At 68.3% G+C, this 15,137-nt stretch carries 16 protein-coding genes; 10 read left to right on the top strand and 6 right to left on the bottom strand.

Going from position 1 to position 15,137, the window contains the following annotated elements; all coding sequences use genetic code 11:
• Nucleotides 1-11 precede the first annotated feature (11 nt).
• Nucleotides 12-1,025, bottom strand: a complete 1,014-nt coding sequence (locus AC3FOF_RS24905) for an aldo/keto reductase (protein ID WP_488728101.1) — start codon at nt 1,023-1,025, stop codon at nt 12-14.
• 147 nt (nt 1,026-1,172) lie between these two features.
• On the opposite strand from AC3FOF_RS24905, the gene AC3FOF_RS24900 reads away from it, so the two are divergent.
• The 5 genes from AC3FOF_RS24900 (at nt 1,173) to AC3FOF_RS24880 (ending at nt 6,264) form a co-directional block, all read left to right on the top strand.
• Nucleotides 1,173-2,096, top strand: coding sequence for a LysR family transcriptional regulator (locus tag AC3FOF_RS24900; protein WP_488728100.1), 924 nt, complete (start codon nt 1,173-1,175; stop codon nt 2,094-2,096).
• 153 nt (nt 2,097-2,249) lie between these two features.
• Nucleotides 2,250-3,137: a LysR family transcriptional regulator gene (locus AC3FOF_RS24895; RefSeq protein WP_276267635.1), complete on the top strand. Its 888-nt coding sequence runs from the start codon at nt 2,250-2,252 to the stop codon at nt 3,135-3,137.
• A complete protein-coding gene (locus AC3FOF_RS24890; protein WP_488728099.1) occupies nt 3,130-4,329 on the top strand; it encodes a YbfB/YjiJ family MFS transporter in 1,200 nt (399 codons plus the stop codon). Before AC3FOF_RS24895 ends, AC3FOF_RS24890 begins: the two co-directional genes overlap by 8 nt.
• Before the next feature lie 50 nt (nt 4,330-4,379).
• Nucleotides 4,380-5,492 (top strand): NAD(P)H-dependent flavin oxidoreductase, encoded by a 1,113-nt coding sequence (locus AC3FOF_RS24885; protein ID WP_488728098.1) that lies wholly within the window; start codon nt 4,380-4,382, stop codon nt 5,490-5,492.
• A gap of 130 nt (nt 5,493-5,622) precedes the next feature.
• A complete protein-coding gene (locus AC3FOF_RS24880) occupies nt 5,623-6,264 on the top strand; it encodes a LysE family translocator (protein ID WP_276267638.1) in 642 nt (213 codons plus the stop codon).
• Between the two features lie 27 nt (nt 6,265-6,291).
• Here AC3FOF_RS24880 and AC3FOF_RS24875 read toward each other — a convergent pair whose 3' ends face one another.
• The 4 genes from AC3FOF_RS24875 to AC3FOF_RS24860 form a co-directional block, all read right to left on the bottom strand.
• Nucleotides 6,292-6,852 (bottom strand): helix-turn-helix domain-containing protein, encoded by a 561-nt coding sequence (locus AC3FOF_RS24875; protein ID WP_017229165.1) that lies wholly within the window; start codon nt 6,850-6,852, stop codon nt 6,292-6,294.
• A gap of 45 nt (nt 6,853-6,897) precedes the next feature.
• Complete coding sequence (locus AC3FOF_RS24870; RefSeq protein WP_488728097.1) at nt 6,898-7,377, bottom strand: nuclear transport factor 2 family protein; 480 nt, start codon at nt 7,375-7,377, stop codon at nt 6,898-6,900.
• A 242-nt stretch (nt 7,378-7,619) separates the two neighbouring features.
• Nucleotides 7,620-8,240 carry a flavin reductase family protein gene (locus AC3FOF_RS24865; RefSeq protein ID WP_276267641.1) on the bottom strand — a complete coding sequence of 207 codons (621 nt, stop codon included), beginning with the start codon at nt 8,238-8,240 and terminating at the stop codon, nt 7,620-7,622.
• Between the two features lie 186 nt (nt 8,241-8,426).
• A complete protein-coding gene (locus AC3FOF_RS24860; protein WP_017229162.1) occupies nt 8,427-9,110 on the bottom strand; it encodes a GntR family transcriptional regulator in 684 nt (227 codons plus the stop codon).
• Between the two features lie 73 nt (nt 9,111-9,183).
• Between AC3FOF_RS24860 and AC3FOF_RS24855 the strand changes: the two genes are divergently transcribed.
• The 4 genes from AC3FOF_RS24855 (at nt 9,184) to AC3FOF_RS24840 (ending at nt 13,379) form a co-directional block, all read left to right on the top strand.
• Complete coding sequence (locus tag AC3FOF_RS24855; RefSeq protein WP_488728096.1) at nt 9,184-9,948, top strand: enoyl-CoA hydratase/isomerase family protein; 765 nt, start codon at nt 9,184-9,186, stop codon at nt 9,946-9,948.
• A 77-nt stretch (nt 9,949-10,025) separates the two neighbouring features.
• Nucleotides 10,026-10,997 carry a tripartite tricarboxylate transporter substrate binding protein gene (locus AC3FOF_RS24850; RefSeq protein ID WP_017229160.1) on the top strand — a complete coding sequence of 324 codons (972 nt, stop codon included), beginning with the start codon at nt 10,026-10,028 and terminating at the stop codon, nt 10,995-10,997.
• 57 nt (nt 10,998-11,054) lie between these two features.
• Entirely contained in the window at nt 11,055-12,221 is a 1,167-nt protein-coding gene (locus AC3FOF_RS24845; protein ID WP_488728095.1) for a CaiB/BaiF CoA transferase family protein, read from the top strand.
• A gap of 81 nt (nt 12,222-12,302) precedes the next feature.
• On the top strand, nt 12,303-13,379 hold the full coding sequence (locus tag AC3FOF_RS24840; protein ID WP_488728094.1) for a tetratricopeptide repeat protein: 1,077 nt from the start codon (nt 12,303-12,305) through the stop codon (nt 13,377-13,379).
• Here the strand turns inward: AC3FOF_RS24840 and AC3FOF_RS24835 are convergent.
• On the bottom strand, nt 13,370-14,083 hold the full coding sequence (locus AC3FOF_RS24835) for a hypothetical protein (RefSeq protein ID WP_488728093.1): 714 nt from the start codon (nt 14,081-14,083) through the stop codon (nt 13,370-13,372). The genes AC3FOF_RS24840 and AC3FOF_RS24835 overlap by 10 nt on opposite strands.
• Nucleotides 14,084-14,319: 236 nt before the next feature.
• On the opposite strand from AC3FOF_RS24835, the gene AC3FOF_RS24830 reads away from it, so the two are divergent.
• Entirely contained in the window at nt 14,320-15,135 is an 816-nt protein-coding gene (locus AC3FOF_RS24830; protein ID WP_276267645.1) for a fused MFS/spermidine synthase, read from the top strand.
• Nucleotides 15,136-15,137: the final 2 nt, after the last annotated feature.

Genomic DNA, 15,137 nt, shown 5'->3' with positions numbered 1-15,137 from the left:
CCTGCGCGGTCTCAGCGTTCGCTGTCGAGAAACGCCATCTGCTCGGCACCGTAGCGCGTGCCGGCCACGGCATCGCCGGGCACGGCCTGCTCGATGCGGGCCATATCCGCGGGGGACATCGTCAGCGGCAGCGCGCCCAGCGCGCCTTCCAGCTGCTGCAGCGTGCGCGAGCCGACCAGCGGCACCAGTTGCACACCCAGCTCGCGCCCCTTGGCCAGGGCCCAGGCGATCGCCACCTGCACGCTGGTGGCGCCCAGCCCCCGCGCAACCTGTTGGAGCGCGTCCACGAGTTGCCGGTTGTGATCCAGGTTCTCCCCGCTGAAGCGCGGCAGGTGGCTGCGAAAGTCCTCCGGCCCCTTGGGCCTGGAGCCGCCAAGCAGGCCGCGCGACAGCACCCCATAGGCGGTCACGCCAATCCCAAGCACCTTCAGCAGCGGGAAGATCCTGGCCTCCGGCCCGCGGCTGAGCAGCGAGTACTCGATCTGCAGGTCGCTGATAGGATGCACCTTGTGGGCGCGCTCGATGATGTCCGGCCCCACTTCGGACAAGCCGATGTAGCGCACATAGCCAGCCTTCACCAGGTCGGCGACAGCGCCGATGGTCTCCTCCACCGGCACCGACGGATCGTGCCGGGCCATGCGGTAGATATCGATGCAATCGGTGCCCAGGCGCTGCAGGCTGTAGGCGGCGAAGTTCTTCACGGCTGCCGGTCGGCCGTCCATGCCCAGCCAGCCATGGTCCGGCGAGCGCAGCGCGCCGTACTTGACCGAGACCAGCGCCTGGTCGCGGCGCCCCTTCAGCGCCCGGCCGATCAGCATTTCGTTATGGCCGGCGCCATAGAAGTCCCCCGTATCCAGCAGGTTGATGCCGGCATCGAGCGCGGCGTGGATGGTCGAGATGCTTTGGCCGTCGTCGCTGGCGCCGTAGAAATCCGACATGCCCATGCAGCCCAGGCCAAGGGCGGAAATCTGTTGCGGGCCATGCGCGCCGAGGGCAATGGCGGGAACGTTGCGCAATGCGGTCATCTTGCTTCTCCTTCAATCGGTTCGTTGATCGGTTCGTTGATCGGTTGTGCGATGAAGCCAGTCTATTGTGCGGTTCTTTCCGAATAAACTACGATTCGGAGAAATCACTGTTCACACCAATCAAAACAATCAGCGACCTACACCCCCATGAGCATCGACCGATTCAAGTCCATGGAAGTCTTTGTCCGCGTGGTCGAGCTTGGCAGCTTCACCCGTGCGGCGACCGCGCTGCATCTGCCCAAGGGACGTGTCACCACCATCCTCCAGGAGTTGGAGACGCATCTGGGCGCGCGGCTCCTGCATCGCACCACGCGCCGGCTGAGCCTGACCGACGACGGCATGGTCTACCACCAGCGCGCGGTGGCGATGCTGCAGGAAATGAATGAACTGGAAGGCGCGCTCGGCCATGCCGTGGTGACGCCCGCGGGACGGCTCCGGGTGGACGTGCCCGCCGCCACCGGCCGCCACATGATCGCGCCCGCACTGCCGGAATTCTTCCGCCGCTACCCGCAGATCGTGCTGGAACTGGGCAGTTCCGACCGTCCGGTCGACTTGATCGCCGAAGGCGTGGATTGCGTGATTCGCGGCGGCCTGGTGCATGACGAAAGCCTGGCCGCGCGGCACCTGGGCGAACTGGCGGTGGTGACGTGCGCGGCGCCCTGCTACCTGCAACGGCATGGCACGCCCGCCACGCTGGCGGACCTCGACCAGCATCGCTTCGTGAATTTCTTCTCGGCCAAGACCGGGCGCATATTCCCCTTCGACTTCCGGCGCGGCGACGAGGCCTATGAAATCAACCGGCCGCACTGGGTCGCGGCAAACGATGCCGACACCTATATCGCCGCGGCCGTAGCCGGCATGGGCCTGATGCAAAGCCCGGCCAACCGGATGATCCGGGAACACCTGGCCAGCGGCCGGCTGGTGCCCGTGCTGCCCGACTGGAACGCCGGCACGCTGCCGTTGGTGGCCATGTATCCGCGCAACCGCCACCTGACGGCGAAAGTCCGCGCCTTTATCGAATGGGCGGCGGAAATCTTCCGGGCCGAGCTTGCGCCACCACCGTTGCCCTGACCGCCTCCGGCGCTACTCCACTTTATCCGCTGTCCCTGCGCCGCCCTGCCGGGTGTAGGACTTCCTTGACTTATTCATCCTTATAAATGATAGTAGGAAAAAATACGTTCTTCTTTTAAGAACGCAAAAGTCTCTGTCTACAAGAGGATTGCCGTGGATCTGGCCGAACTTGAGATTTTCCGGGCCGTGGCGCTTGAGCAAAGCGTCACCCGTGCCGCCAGGAGCCTGGACCGCGTGCAGTCCAATGTGACCACGCGCGTCAAGCAGCTCGAGGAGGAACTGGGTGTAGCGCTGTTCCTGCGCGACAGCAAGCGCATGACGCTGACGCCCGAAGGCCAGCGCTTCCTCGCTTACGCCGAGCAACTGCTGGCCCTGGCCGAGGAAGCCCGGCAATCCATGCGCCGCGACGTTCCCACCGGCAAGCTGCGGGTGGGCAGCATGGAGAGCTCGGCGGCCAGCCGGCTGCCCCGGCCACTGGCGCGTTACCACGGCAAGTGGCCGGATGTGCAGATCGAAATCCAGACCGGCACCACGCAGGCCCTGATCGATTCCCTGCTGGCGCACCGGCTCGATTGCGCCGTGGTCGCCCACCCCGCCGAAGGGACGCCGGCCACGCTCGACATGGACGTGCTCGGCCCCGGCCTCGAAGGCGCCTTCCTCTTCACCGAGGAACTCCTGCTGGTGCTGCCGCCCGGCCATCCGCCGGTGCGTGCGCCGCAGGACATCCTGCCGCGCAGCCTGGCCACCTTCGCACGCGGCTGCACGTATCGCATGTGCGCCGAGGCGTGGCTGGCGGGCGGCGCCGAGACCCCGCGGCCTGCCCCGAATATGCTCGAGCTGGCTTCCTATCACGCCATCCTGGCCTGCGTGGCGGCCGGCTCGGCGGTCGCCATCCTGCCCAGGTCGCTGCTTGCGCTGCATCCCGATGCTACGGCGCTGCAGACCGTGCCGGTGCGTACCGCCCACACCTTCCTGGTGCGGCGCTCGGGGTTCATCACCTCGGCGTACGAAGCCTTCCTGCAGGAGTTGCAGCGTGGCTAGGATCCGCTCCGGCCCGGTGCGCGGGGACGCATCGGCGCGCACCGCCCTGGCAGCGTGGCTGCCCTTGCTGCCCTCGCTGGCCGCCGCGCTGGTGCTCGCGGTGGGCATGGGTTTTGGCCGCTTCGCGTTCACAGGCATGTATCCCCTCATGGTCCGCGATGGCCTGCTGAGCGTCAGCGCAGGCTCGCTGGCGGCCTCGGCCAACTATGCGGGCTACCTGGCGGGCGCCCTCGCCATGACCCGCAGCCCGGAGCGCGCCGCGCCCTTTTTGTGCCGCATGGCCTTGCTCGGCACCGCCGCGTGCCTGCTGGCGCTGGCGCTGCCGGCGGCCCCCGGGTTCTTCATCGCGGTGCGCTTCCTGGCCGGCGTATTCAGCGCGATCGCGCTGATCGCCGCCTCCGTCTGGCTGTTCCATCTGCCGGGCCAGGCGCACAGCGCGCCTCTGCTGTTCTCGGGCGTGGGTGCCGGCATCCTGCTCTCCGCCGAACTGATCGCGGCCGGCAACGCCGCCGGCTGGCACAGCCCTGTGCTATGGAGCACGCTCTGCGCCGGCTCCGCCGTGCTGGCCCTGCCCGCATGGCCGCATTTCGGGGCCAGCCGTGCGCCGCAGCCGCCGCCGTCACCAAACGCGCCGGGCCATGCCGGCTATCCCGCCGCCAGGACCGGGGGCCCCGGGCCATGGCCGCTGGTGGCAAGCTACGGCCTGGCCGGCTTTGGCTACATCGTGACCGCGACCTACCTGCCGCTGTTCGTACGCGACGCGCTCGGCCATATCGATCCGGTCCATATCTGGGCGGCCTTCGGCCTTGGCGCCGCACCCTCCTGCTTCTTCTGGCATGCGCTGCACAACCGCCTCGGCACGCGGCGTGCGCTCGCGCTCAACCTGCTGGTGCAAGCCGTGGGCGTCATCCTGCCTGCGCTGAGCCAGGCGGCGCCGTCCTACCTGGCCAGCGCACTGCTGGTGGGCGGCACCTTCGTCGGGACGGTGACCATCGCCATGCCGGCGGCAAAGCGCATGGCGCACGCCGTCAGGTTCAACCTGCTGGCTGCCATGACCGCCGCCTATGGGGTCGGCCAGATCGCCGGCCCCCTGGTTTCCAATGCGCTGATGGCGCACGCCCAGAGCTTTGCCGGCCCCCTTGCCGCGGCCACCGTCGCCTTGCTGGCGTCGACCGCCGCATGCTTCCTTTAGCAGACACCCCCGGTATCGCAACAATTCAACCCATGCGTAGGAGCCTGCCAATGAACAGCCCATCCACACAGCGCCGCGCGCTGCTTTCCCTGCTCGGCATCGCCACGCCGATCATCCAGGCGCCGATGGCCGGCGTCAGCACCCCGGCGCTCGCTGCCGCCGTATCGAATGCCGGCGGCCTGGGCTCGCTCGGCGTCGGCGCCATGAATGCCGAGAGTGCCCGCAAGACCATCCGCGAAACCCGCGCGCTGACGGACAAGCCCTTCAACATCAACCTGTTCTGCCACGCGCCCGCCATCGCCAACCCGGCGCGCGAGGCACAGTGGCTGGCCTACCTGGCGCCGTACTTCGCCGAGTTCGGCGCCACGCCGCCGGCCGCCTTGCGCGAGATCTACACCAGCTTTGTCGCCGACGAAGCCATGTACGCGATGCTGCTGGAAGAACGGCCGGCGGTGGTGAGTTTCCATTTCGGCCTGCCCGCGCAGGCCTGGACCGACGCGCTGCGTGCGGCAGGCATCGTGCTGATGGCCACGGCCACCAGCCTGGACGAAGCCCGCCGGATCGAAGACGCCGGCATCGACGCCATCGTGGCGCAGGGCATCGAGGCCGGCGGCCATCGCGGCACCTTCAAGGCCGAAGGGCGTGACGAAGGCCTGGGCACCCTGGCCCTGGTACGCCTGCTGGCACGCAACACCAGCCTGCCCGTAGTGGCCGCCGGCGGCATCATGGACGGCGCCGGCATCGCGGCGGTGCTGGCGCTGGGCGCGCAGGCGGCGCAGCTCGGCACCGCCTTCGTGGCTTGCCCGGAGTCCGCGGCCGACGCCGCATACCGCGCGGCCCTGCTGGCAGGCCAGCCAGCCGGCACCACCCTGACCAGCGCCATCTCGGGCCGGCGCGCGCGCGGCTTCGTCAACCGCCTGACCGGACTGGGCGAGGCACGGGATTGCCCGCCGATTCCCGACTATCCGCTTACCTACGATGCCGGCAAGGCCCTGCATGCGGCAGCCAAGGCACGCGGCAATGCCGCCTTTGCCGCCCAGTGGGCGGGACAGGCGGCGCAGTTGTCGCGCAGCCTGCCGGCGGCGGAGCTGGTGGCGAGATTGCGGGCGGAACTGGCGGAGACGGTGGCCGGACTGAGCCGCCTGCAGGCTGGCGCGAACTGAAAAAAGCGCCTGTGCCATGCACGCAGTGCCGGCGCGTGCAGGTGGCCTGCTACCATGGCAGCCATGCCGCCAAGGCGCCGCGCCTTGGCGCGCCCTTCCCTGACGACGTGATCCCCCGCGAGACAACCCCATGAACGCATTGACATCCATACTGGCCATTGGCGGAGCGCTGGCGCTCGGCGCCGTCAGCCCCGGCCCCAGCTTCGTGATGGTGGCCCGCGCCGCCATTGCCCGCTCGCGCGCGGACGCACTCCACATGGCAGTGGGCATGGGACTTGGGGGCGTGGTGTTCGCGACAGCCGCGCTGCTCGGACTCAAGCTGCTGCTGGCCGCGGTGCCCTGGCTCTACATGACGATGAAGGTCGGCGGCGGCGTCTATCTCGTCTACCTGGGCATGCGCATCTGGCGCGGCGCGAGCGAGCCCCTCGCGATGGCGGCCGGCGCGCAGCAGAGCGGCACCGTGCAGGCCCCCGGCGGCGGCCGCGCCTTGCTTGGCGGACTGGCCACGCAACTCAGCAACCCCAAGACCGCCGTGGTGTATGCCAGCGTCTTCGCCGCGCTATTGCCGGCCGAGGTGCCGGCGCCGCTGCTGCTGGCGCTGCCGTTGATGGTCTTCGCCATCGAGACCGGCTGGTACGCCATCGTGGCGGTGGCGCTGTCGTCGGCGCGCCCGCGCGCCTTTTACCTGCGCTTCAAGCTCTGGCTCGACCGTGCGGCGGGTGGCGTGATGGCGCTGCTCGGCATCCGGCTGATCGCCTCGCTGAAACAATAGGGCAGCAGGCGGGCATCGGCCCGCCCTTCAACCCGCTTGCTGAAGCCGGCGCAGCAGCCGCCGGCCGGCATCGACAACGCCGGGGTCGGCCGTCATCTGGAAGCGCACGATCATGCCCTCCACGCACAGCATCGCTTCTTCCGTCACCGCCTCGGGCTCCGGCAGGCCGAGCCGCCTGACCAGCGTACCGATGAAGGCGGCAAGCGCCGCCTTGTGCGCCACGGACTGCGCGACCTGGCTCCCCTCGCCCGATGCGCCCGCCTCGGCTACCGCATTGATAAAGGCGCAGCCGCGAAAATCCCCGCCACCGAACCAGCCGGCCAGCGCGTCGGCAATGACGTCCAGCCCCGGGCTGGCCGCGAAGCGCGCCTCCACCTCCTGCTCGAACCAGGCCATCCAGCTTTCGTGGCGCCGCTGCAGGAAGGCGGCAATCAATTCGTTCTTCGAGGCGAAATGCCGGTACAGGGACATCTTGGCCACGCCGGATTCGGCAATGATCCTGTCGATGCCGGTCGCGCGCAGGCCGTCCTGGTAGAACAGGCGGGCCGCGGTATCCAGGATGCGCTCGCGGGCGGAAGGCGTGGCCATGGCTGAAAGACTCCTTGGTTCAAAGCGTGGGCGGATGATGCCGCTTTACAGGCCGAGATCGCTCAGGCTCGCGTGATCGTCGGGACGCCGTCCCAGCGGCCAGAAGAACCTGCGCTCGCTTTCGTTGATCGGCGCGTCATTGATGCAGGCAAAGCGCCGCTGCATCAGGCCGGCTTCGTCGAACTCCCAATTCTCGTTGCCATAGGAGCGGTACCAGTTGCCCGAATCGTCGTGCCACTCGTAGGCAAAGCGCACCGCGATGCGGTTGCCCTCCCATGCCCACAATTCCTTGATCAGCCGATAGTCCAGTTCCTTCTGCCACTTGCGCGCCAGGAAATCGACGATGGCCTGGCGCCCGTTGACGAATTCGGCGCGGTTGCGCCACGCGCTGTCGGCGGTATAGGCCAGCGCCACGCGTTCGGGGTCGCGGCTGTTCCAGCCGTCCTCGGCGGCGCGCACCTTCTGGATGGCGGTCTCGCGGGTGAATGGGGGCAACGGCGGACGGACTTCGGCATGCGACGACATCGGTTTCTCCTGGCGGCGTTAAGGCGCGACGGCCGGGGTGGCCGAAGCGGGTCCGGGGATCCGAACCATGGCCCGCAGCGCATGACTGGCGCGTCGGCGGCACATTCGGCTCACCGGTCGCTCACGAAATGATACAGACCTGTCTACATTATTTGAGTAGACAGGTCTGTCTGTCAAGGTGCGCCTCGACACGGCCTCGATCCCCGGAAATCAGCCGCCAGAAACGACTCCCGCGGCTGTCTTCAGCGCGGACGCCACATTTTGAACAGTGCCTCGGGCCCGATCTCGAAGTAATCGGCCGGGCCGCCGCCGCGCAGGATGGGCCGGGCGGCGGCGGTGTCATAGATGCCGTCCTTCAGCAGCGCCTTGTCGACATGTACGCCCACCACCTCCCCCAGCACCAGCCAGGTCGGCACCTTCTCGCCGCCGACGCCTTCGAGCTGGATCAGTTGCGTGAGCCTGCACTCGAACGAGACCGGGCTTTCCGCCACGCGCGGCACCGAGACGGCGCGTGATGCCGCTGGCGTGAGGCCAGCCAGCACGAACTCGTCGACTTCCGGCGGCACCGCCGCACAGCTTGCATTCATGGGCTCGGCCAGCGGCCGCGTGGCGAGGTTCCAGCAGAACTCGCGGGTCTGCTCGATATTGCGCACGCTGTCCTTGTAGCCGATGCTGGCAAATCCGACGATGGGCGGCGTGTAGTTGAAGGCGTTGAAGAAGCTGTAGGGCGCGAGATTGACGATCCCGTCGGCGCCGCGCGAGGAGATCCAGCCGATCGGCCGGGGCCCGACGATGGCGTTGAAGGGATCATGCGGCAGGCCATGCCCTTTTGCGGGCTCATAGAAATGGATATCGGCGGACACGAGGCAGGATAGTCGGGAAGACAGCGTTGAAGACCGGGGGCCGCGCGGTGCGCCCCCGCCTGACGGCCGCGGCGAACGGGCGCGGGAACCCGGAATCCAGGCCCCGCCTCCCCGTCCGGGCAAGCTGCCTGCCATGCTACCAGTTGTCGCCGGCGCGCGCCTGCCACGCCTGCCCGCCGCCTTTTGTCAGCGCGCTACGGTGCTGCCGGCGGACTCGCAGTAGGCGTCCTGCGCCATCAGTACCAGGTCGGCGACGGCCTTGCCGCCCGCTGAGATATGCGCGCGCATCTCGCTCGCCGCCGCGTCCGCATTGCCCTCCAGCACGGCCGCAACGATCAGCCCGTGCTCATGGAATGAGCCCGGCATCCGGGCCGGATTGATCAAGCCGCGATGGCGCCCGTAGATCGCCAGGCGCCGCCGCAGCATGCGGATCTGATCGGCCAGGTAGGGGTTGGCCGTGGCGTGGTAAAGCACGTCGTGAAATGCGCGGTTGGCCTCCACATAGCCGGGCATGTCGGCCGCCTCCACATAGGCGCGCCCCTGCTCGAAGGCCGACACCAGCGCCGCCCTGCCCGCCGCGCCGATGCGCTGCGTGGCCAGACGCGCCACCACACCCTCCATCTCCGCCAGCGTCTCGAACATGGCGACCAGTTCGGCCATGGTTGCCTGATGGACAAAGATCCCGGCACGCGGGGCAATCGTCACCAGGCCTTGCGCGGCCAGCATCAGCAAGGCCTCCCGCACCGGCGTGCGCGAACTGTCGAACTGCTCGGCCAGCGCGCGCTCGTCGAGCTGCGATCCGGGCTTCAGCTTGCCGGCGTGGATCTCTTCCTCGATGGCTTCGCGGATCCGGTCCTGAAGAGACTGCACGGGTAAACCTCGATTTGAAGGCTCTTTGGGCATATCTAAAATCAATTTCAATATATCTAAACATCAATCTTATATGCAAACAAACGGCGAACCGCATCTCTGCATCGAAAAAAGCGTTGCAACTATCACTTTAAAACGACCCGAGGTAGCCAACCGGCTGAGTCCGGGGGATTTGCAGGTAATGCGCGAGCATATCAACTCCGTCAACGCGATGGAGCACGTTCTGGTGCTGCGCTTCACCGGCACGGGCAAATATTTCTGCAGCGGCTACGACATCGGCGCCCTGGCCAATGCCGACGAGGCGGGGGCGCCGGCCTTCGGCGAGCTGATCGACCTGATCGAAGCCGCGCGCCCCGTCACCATCGCCGCGGTCAACGGCGGCGTGTACGGCGGTGCCACCGATCTCTGCCTGGCCTGCGATTTCCGCGTGGGCGTGCCCCATTGCGACATGTTCATGCCAGCGGCAAGGCTGGGGCTGCATTTCTATCGCGGCGGGCTGGAGCGCTATGTCAGCCGGCTGGGCGTGGATACCGCCAAGCGCCTTTTCCTGACTGCCGCGCGGCTCGATGCCGGCGAGATGCTGAGGGTGGGGTTCCTCAACGAGGTGGTCGCGGCCGACATGCTGGCGCAGCGGGTGGAAGAACTCAGCGCCACGCTCGCCGGCATGGCGCCCATCGCCCTGCTGGGCATGAAGCAGGCCCTGAACCAGATCGCGCGCGGGGCGCTGGACGTAGCCGCCCTGGAACGTGACATCGCGCGCGCCGGAGCGTCGGCCGATTTGCGCGAGGGCGCGGCCGCGTGGCGCGAGAAGCGGCCGGCGGCCTTCACCGGCCGCTAGCCCGGGGCGAAGCCATCCGGAAGCACACCAGAAGCAGACCAGCGCATCGGCGCGAAAAAACAAAACAGGAGACGACGATGATCAAGCGGCACCCTACCCTGCTGTTCCTGATGGCATCCGCGCTGGCCGGCCCCGTGCTGGCGGCGGACGCCTTCCCATCCAAGCCGATCCGCATCGTGATCGGCTTCCCCGCCGGCGGCGGCGCCGACAACGTGGCCAGGCTGTATGGCGATGCGCTCTCGAAGGAACTGGGCCAGCCGGTCATCGTCGACAACAAACCCGGCGCCGGCACCACCATTGCCGCCGACACCGTGGCCAAGGCCCCCGCCGATGGCTACACCCTGTATATCGCCACCGCCAGCCTGATGGGCGGCGACAAGGTGCTGTACAAGACCATCCGTTACGAGCCCACGGACTTCGCGCCCATCACGCGCCTGACCGCGTCGCCGCTGTTGCTGGCCGCCAGCAAGGGCGCCGGCATCGGCAGTGTGGCCGAGCTGCTGGCAAAAGCCCGCCAGCATCCCGGCGAGCTCAACTACTCGTCGTCCGGCAACGGCGTGATCACGCACCTGGCCGGCCTGCAGTTCGCCAGGCTGGCCGATGTGCGGATCACCCATGTGCCGTACAAGGGCGGCGCGCCGTCCGCGCAGGCCGTGGCCGCCGGCGACGCGCAATTCACCTTCGCCACACCGGCCTCGGTGCAGCCGATGATCGATACGGGCAAAGTCATCGGCCTTGCCGTGACCTCGGCCAAGCGCTCCCCGGTGCTGCCGAACTATCCCACCCTAGCGGAAGCCGGCATCAAAGGCTACGACATAAGCGGCTGGTACGGCCTGTTTGCCCCGGCGCAAACGCCTCCCGCCATCATCGAGAAGCTCTTCGCCGCCTCGGCCAGGGCGCTGGCGCGGCCCGACCTGCGGGCAAAGCTGGCAAGCCGCGGCGAGGAGGTCTCGCCATCGGCATCTCCTGCCGAGTTCAAGGCGTTCGCGCAGCGCGAGGGCAAGACCGTGGCAGAGCTGACGCTCAGCAGCGGCGCCCGGATCGACTGAGCGCCGTTGTCTTCTCCATTCGCCATACACGGGCCGCTCCGGCCCAAGAGGATTTCCATGAATCGCATTGCCGCAGACCTCCCGCTCGCGGGCTTCACCGTGGTGGACCTGACCCGCGTGCTGGCCGGTCCCTATTGCACCATGATGCTGGCCGATCTCGGCGCGCGCGTGATCAAGATCGAAAACCCCGACGGCGGCGACGATTCGCGGCATGTGGGCCCTTTCGTGGACGGGGAATCCGCCTACTTCGCCTCGGTCAACCGCAACAAGGAATCCATCGCGCTGGATCTGAAATCGCCGCGCGACCGCGCCGTGCTGGCGGCCATGATCGCCAGCGCCGACGTGCTGGTGGAGAACTTCCGCGCCGGCGTGATGGAGAAGCTCGGCTTCACCTGGGAGGCGCTGCATGCCGCCAATCCACGCCTGGTCTACGCTTCGATCTCGGGCTTCGGGCAGACCGGCCCCTACCGGGACAGGCCCGCCTACGACATGGTGGTACAGGCCATGGGCGGGCTGATGAGCGTGACGGGCCAGAGCGGCGGCGACCCGGTGCGCGTGGGCGTCTCCATCGGCGACCTGGGCGCCGGGCTGTATGCCGCCATCGGCATCCAGTCCGCGCTGCTCAAGCGCAGCCGCACCGGCCTGGGCGAACGCGTCGATATCGGCATGCTCGACTGCCAGGTCGCGCTGCTGGAAAACGCCATCGCGCGGCACTCGGCCACCGGCGCCGTGCCCGCGCCGCTGGGCACGCGCCATCCCTCCATCACGCCCTTTGACATGTTCAGGACCGGCGACGGCCATATCGTCATCGCCGCGGGCAACGACACCCTGTTCCAGAAACTCTGCGCCGCGCTCGGCCAGCCGGAGCTGGCCGCCGATCCGCGCTTCGCCACCGTGGTGGCGCGCAACCAGCACCATGCCGAACTGAAGACCTGCATGGAAGCCCGCCTTGCCGAGGCCGGCTGCGCCGGCTGGTCGGCCGCGCTGGAGCGTGCCGGGGTGCCGCACGGTCCGCTGCAGAGCGTGGCCGACATCGTGCAGGACCCGCATGTGCAGGCCCGCGCAATGCTGCTGCAGGCCAGCATCGGCGAGAACCGTCCCATCACCCTGGCCGGCAACCCGGTCAAGGTCGGCAGCGCGCCCGGCACCGGCACCGCCTTCAGGCGCTCGCCCAGGCTGGACGAGCACCGCGCCAGCCTGCTGGCGGAATTCGGTCCGGCCTGAATCCAGGGCGAATCGGCTGCGCGCATGCCGCCGGCAAGCCAGACCGGTTAAGCTTGCGGCAACCCAACGACCCCGCGCGCCATGACCAGGCAGAGTACGGATCAAGCCACGCCTGAAGACGGACAGGAAACCAGCCTGGAAGCCGGGCTGGCCGCCGCCCTTGCGCACCTGAACCAGGACCGGGCCGAAGCCGCCGCGGCATGCGCCACCGCCCTGGCCAGGCACCATCCGGCGCATCCCGCGGTATTGCAATTGAACGCGCTGATCGCCATGCAGCGCGGGGAGACCGCGCAGGCACGGCACCATATCGCTCAAAGCCTGGCGTTGCGCCCGGACCACCTGCCGTCGCTGCTGATCGCCGGCCGTGCCGCGCTGGCGGATCGCGCGCCGGCACAGGCGCTGCCGCATTTGCTGCGGGCCTGCGCGCTGAGCGGCAATGCCGTCGAGCCTTGTTACCTCGCCTGTGTCGCCCGCCGGCAAATGGGCAGCGCGGACGCCCTGGCGGAACTGGGCCAGTTGATCCAGCGCGCGCCGGGCTTCGCGCCGGCCTGGATCGAACTGGCGGACGCGATGCGGCAGGCCGGCCAGCCGGAAGCCGCGCTGGCCGCGCTGGACCGCGCCATCGCGCTTGACGGCAACGCCGCGCGCACGCACTTCCAGCGGGGCAAGGTCCTGTACGGGCAAAAGCGGCTGGCGGAAGCGGCCAGCGCCTTTGGCCATGCCGCGGCACTGGAGCCGCGCAGCAGGGAGGCCCGCCTGAACCTGGCCATTGCGCAACAGGAACTGGGTGAGCTGGCTGCCGCGCAGGACTCGCTGGAAACCCTGCTCGCCGCGCACCCGGACGACTACGACGGCTGGATCAAGCTCGGCCTGGTCCGGCAGGACCGGCACGACCTGGCCGGCGCCCAGGCCGCCTTGCGCAGCGCGCTGGCCTGCCGCCCGGATGCCGCGCCGGCGGCGGTCAACCTCGGCATCGTGCTGCAGGCGGACCGCCAGCCCGATGCGGCCCTGGCCGCATATGCCCATGCCTTCCGCGTGGAGCCCGGCACCTTCGGCCGCATCGCGCAAGCCCTGTGCTCAGGGCCGCATGGCCGTCTATGGGCGGACCTGGGTGCGCTGCGCGCCTTGCTGGCCACCCTTGGCCATGCTCAGGACTGACCGCCGCGCTCGCGCGGCGCGCGAAAGCGCTTGCGGTAGACCCCGGGCGTAGTCAGCACGTCCGCGGCCAGCTTCTCGTAGCGAACGGCGCTCTCCCCGTCGATCGCCGCATAGGAAAACTCGAGCGGCGTGCGCGGCACCGGGCAGCACTGCGCCACCGGCGTGCCCTTGGGCAGCACGCCCTCGAAATCCGGATCGGTCCACAGGGCCGGGAAATTGATGCCGACGTCATGGAAAAGATCCGCGTCGACCAGGCCGCTCAGGGTCCGGAAAGGCAAGTCCAGCCGGTTGGCCGGATGCATCGCCAGCAAGGACCAGCCGGCCGGCAGCTCGATGGTCCAGAAACTGTTGAACTTGAGGGCAACCGCGCCGGCATGCAGCGGCGAACCGGCCAGCTGCTCCGGCACGTGAAAGCTCAGCGGCGCGCGCGGATGGCCGTCGATGCCCGGCTCCGGCAAGGCCCAGTCCCAGGAAAACACGCCCCGCTCCACCCGCACATCGCACGGCAGCACGATCACGAAGCCCAGCGTCATGGCGTCGATGAACGGCGGGCACTGCTTGACCGTGCGGATATCCCGCCCGTGCAACGCCGAGAAGGCCTTGGGCCGCATTGCCCGCACCCAGTCCGGCAGCGCCTGCTGCGCCGGCAGGGGGCGCGGCAGGATGTCCTGCAACAGGGGATCGCAGCGGAAAATCACTTGCATGGCATCGCTCGGTGGGCCGGTTGAGCGTTGCAGTGTATGAGCGAAGCCCGCAGAGCGTCCAGCCTGCCGGGCCCGCCTTCCTGGCCCCGCCAGGCCGGCCGGCGCGGCGCAACGCGGCGGGTGGCCTCTCATGCGACTCTGAATAGTACTGTATGATAATGCTATTACCATGCTATGCGACTAAACGAGTCCACCCGCCGGCGCTGCCAGGCTTGCGAGCGGACCACCCCCGCCAGATGGATCCCACGCTGACCTCCTTTGAAGCCTATCTGAAGTTTCTCGCCGAGGCGCCGGGCGACGGTACGCCGGTCGTGCTGGAAACCGAGCATGCGCTCTCCCTGCATTTCGACGTGCATGCAACGCAAAGCATGATGTCGGTGCGCGAGCCCGACAAGCTGGTGCTCGGATACACGCGGACGATGATGGGCTTTCTGCTGCTGCGGCCATCGCCAGCGCGGATCTCGATGATCGGACTCGGCGGCGGCTCGCTCGCCAAGTACTGCTACCGGCACCTGCCGGCGACCAGGCTGGTGGCCATCGAGATCGACCCGGCGGTCATCGCGCTGCGCGATACGTTTTTTATCCCGCCCGACGACGACCGCTTCGAAGTGGTCTGCGCGGATGGTGCGGACTACGTCAAAGGCCAGGATGCGCGGCCGGACGTGATCCTGGTGGATGGCTTCGTTTCCTCGGGCATGCCGGCACGGCTGGGTACCGCGGATTTCTACGCCGCCTGCCACAGGCGGCTCGCCGACGATGGCGTGCTGGTCGCCAACTACCTCGAAAGCGACGAGGACATTCCGTTCTACCTGGAAGAGGTCAGCTCGGTATTCGGCGATTCGTTCGTCGTTTCGCTGTCCGAGGATAGCTGCAATTACACGCTGTTCGCATGGAAAGGGGAATGGGCGCTCCCGTCGCTGGATGCGCTGCTCGCGCGGGCACGCATCCTGGAGATGGCGCACCCCCTGAACCTGCGCTCCGCCGCGCGCCGCATGAAGCGGGGCAGGCAGTTCGCCGCGGACAGCAGCTTCTGGCGCAAGCTGGCAAACTGAAA

The organism is Cupriavidus sp. 96C5-1 (assembly GCF_057798855.1).
The sequence above is the reverse complement of the archived record's forward strand: the minus strand, read 5'-3'. Positions and strand labels throughout refer to the sequence as shown.

Excerpts from the sequence above, each read along its gene's own strand:
- AC3FOF_RS24905 (WP_488728101.1), bottom strand. The coding sequence starts at position 1,025 with ATGACCGCATTGCGCAACGTTCCCGCCATTGCCCTCGGCGCGCATGGC.
- AC3FOF_RS24900 (WP_488728100.1), top strand. The coding sequence starts at position 1,173 with ATGAGCATCGACCGATTCAAGTCCATGGAAGTCTTTGTCCGCGTGGTC.
- AC3FOF_RS24885 (WP_488728098.1), top strand. The coding sequence starts at position 4,380 with ATGAACAGCCCATCCACACAGCGCCGCGCGCTGCTTTCCCTGCTCGGC.
- AC3FOF_RS24880 (WP_276267638.1), top strand. The coding sequence starts at position 5,623 with ATGAACGCATTGACATCCATACTGGCCATTGGCGGAGCGCTGGCGCTC.
- AC3FOF_RS24875 (WP_017229165.1), bottom strand. The coding sequence starts at position 6,852 with ATGGCCACGCCTTCCGCCCGCGAGCGCATCCTGGATACCGCGGCCCGC.
- AC3FOF_RS24870 (WP_488728097.1), bottom strand. The coding sequence starts at position 7,377 with ATGTCGTCGCATGCCGAAGTCCGTCCGCCGTTGCCCCCATTCACCCGC.
- AC3FOF_RS24855 (WP_488728096.1), top strand. The coding sequence starts at position 9,184 with ATGCAAACAAACGGCGAACCGCATCTCTGCATCGAAAAAAGCGTTGCA.
- AC3FOF_RS24850 (WP_017229160.1), top strand. The coding sequence starts at position 10,026 with ATGATCAAGCGGCACCCTACCCTGCTGTTCCTGATGGCATCCGCGCTG.
- AC3FOF_RS24845 (WP_488728095.1), top strand. The coding sequence starts at position 11,055 with ATGAATCGCATTGCCGCAGACCTCCCGCTCGCGGGCTTCACCGTGGTG.
- AC3FOF_RS24840 (WP_488728094.1), top strand. The coding sequence starts at position 12,303 with ATGACCAGGCAGAGTACGGATCAAGCCACGCCTGAAGACGGACAGGAA.
- AC3FOF_RS24835 (WP_488728093.1), bottom strand. The coding sequence starts at position 14,083 with ATGCAAGTGATTTTCCGCTGCGATCCCCTGTTGCAGGACATCCTGCCG.
- AC3FOF_RS24830 (WP_276267645.1), top strand. The coding sequence starts at position 14,320 with ATGGATCCCACGCTGACCTCCTTTGAAGCCTATCTGAAGTTTCTCGCC.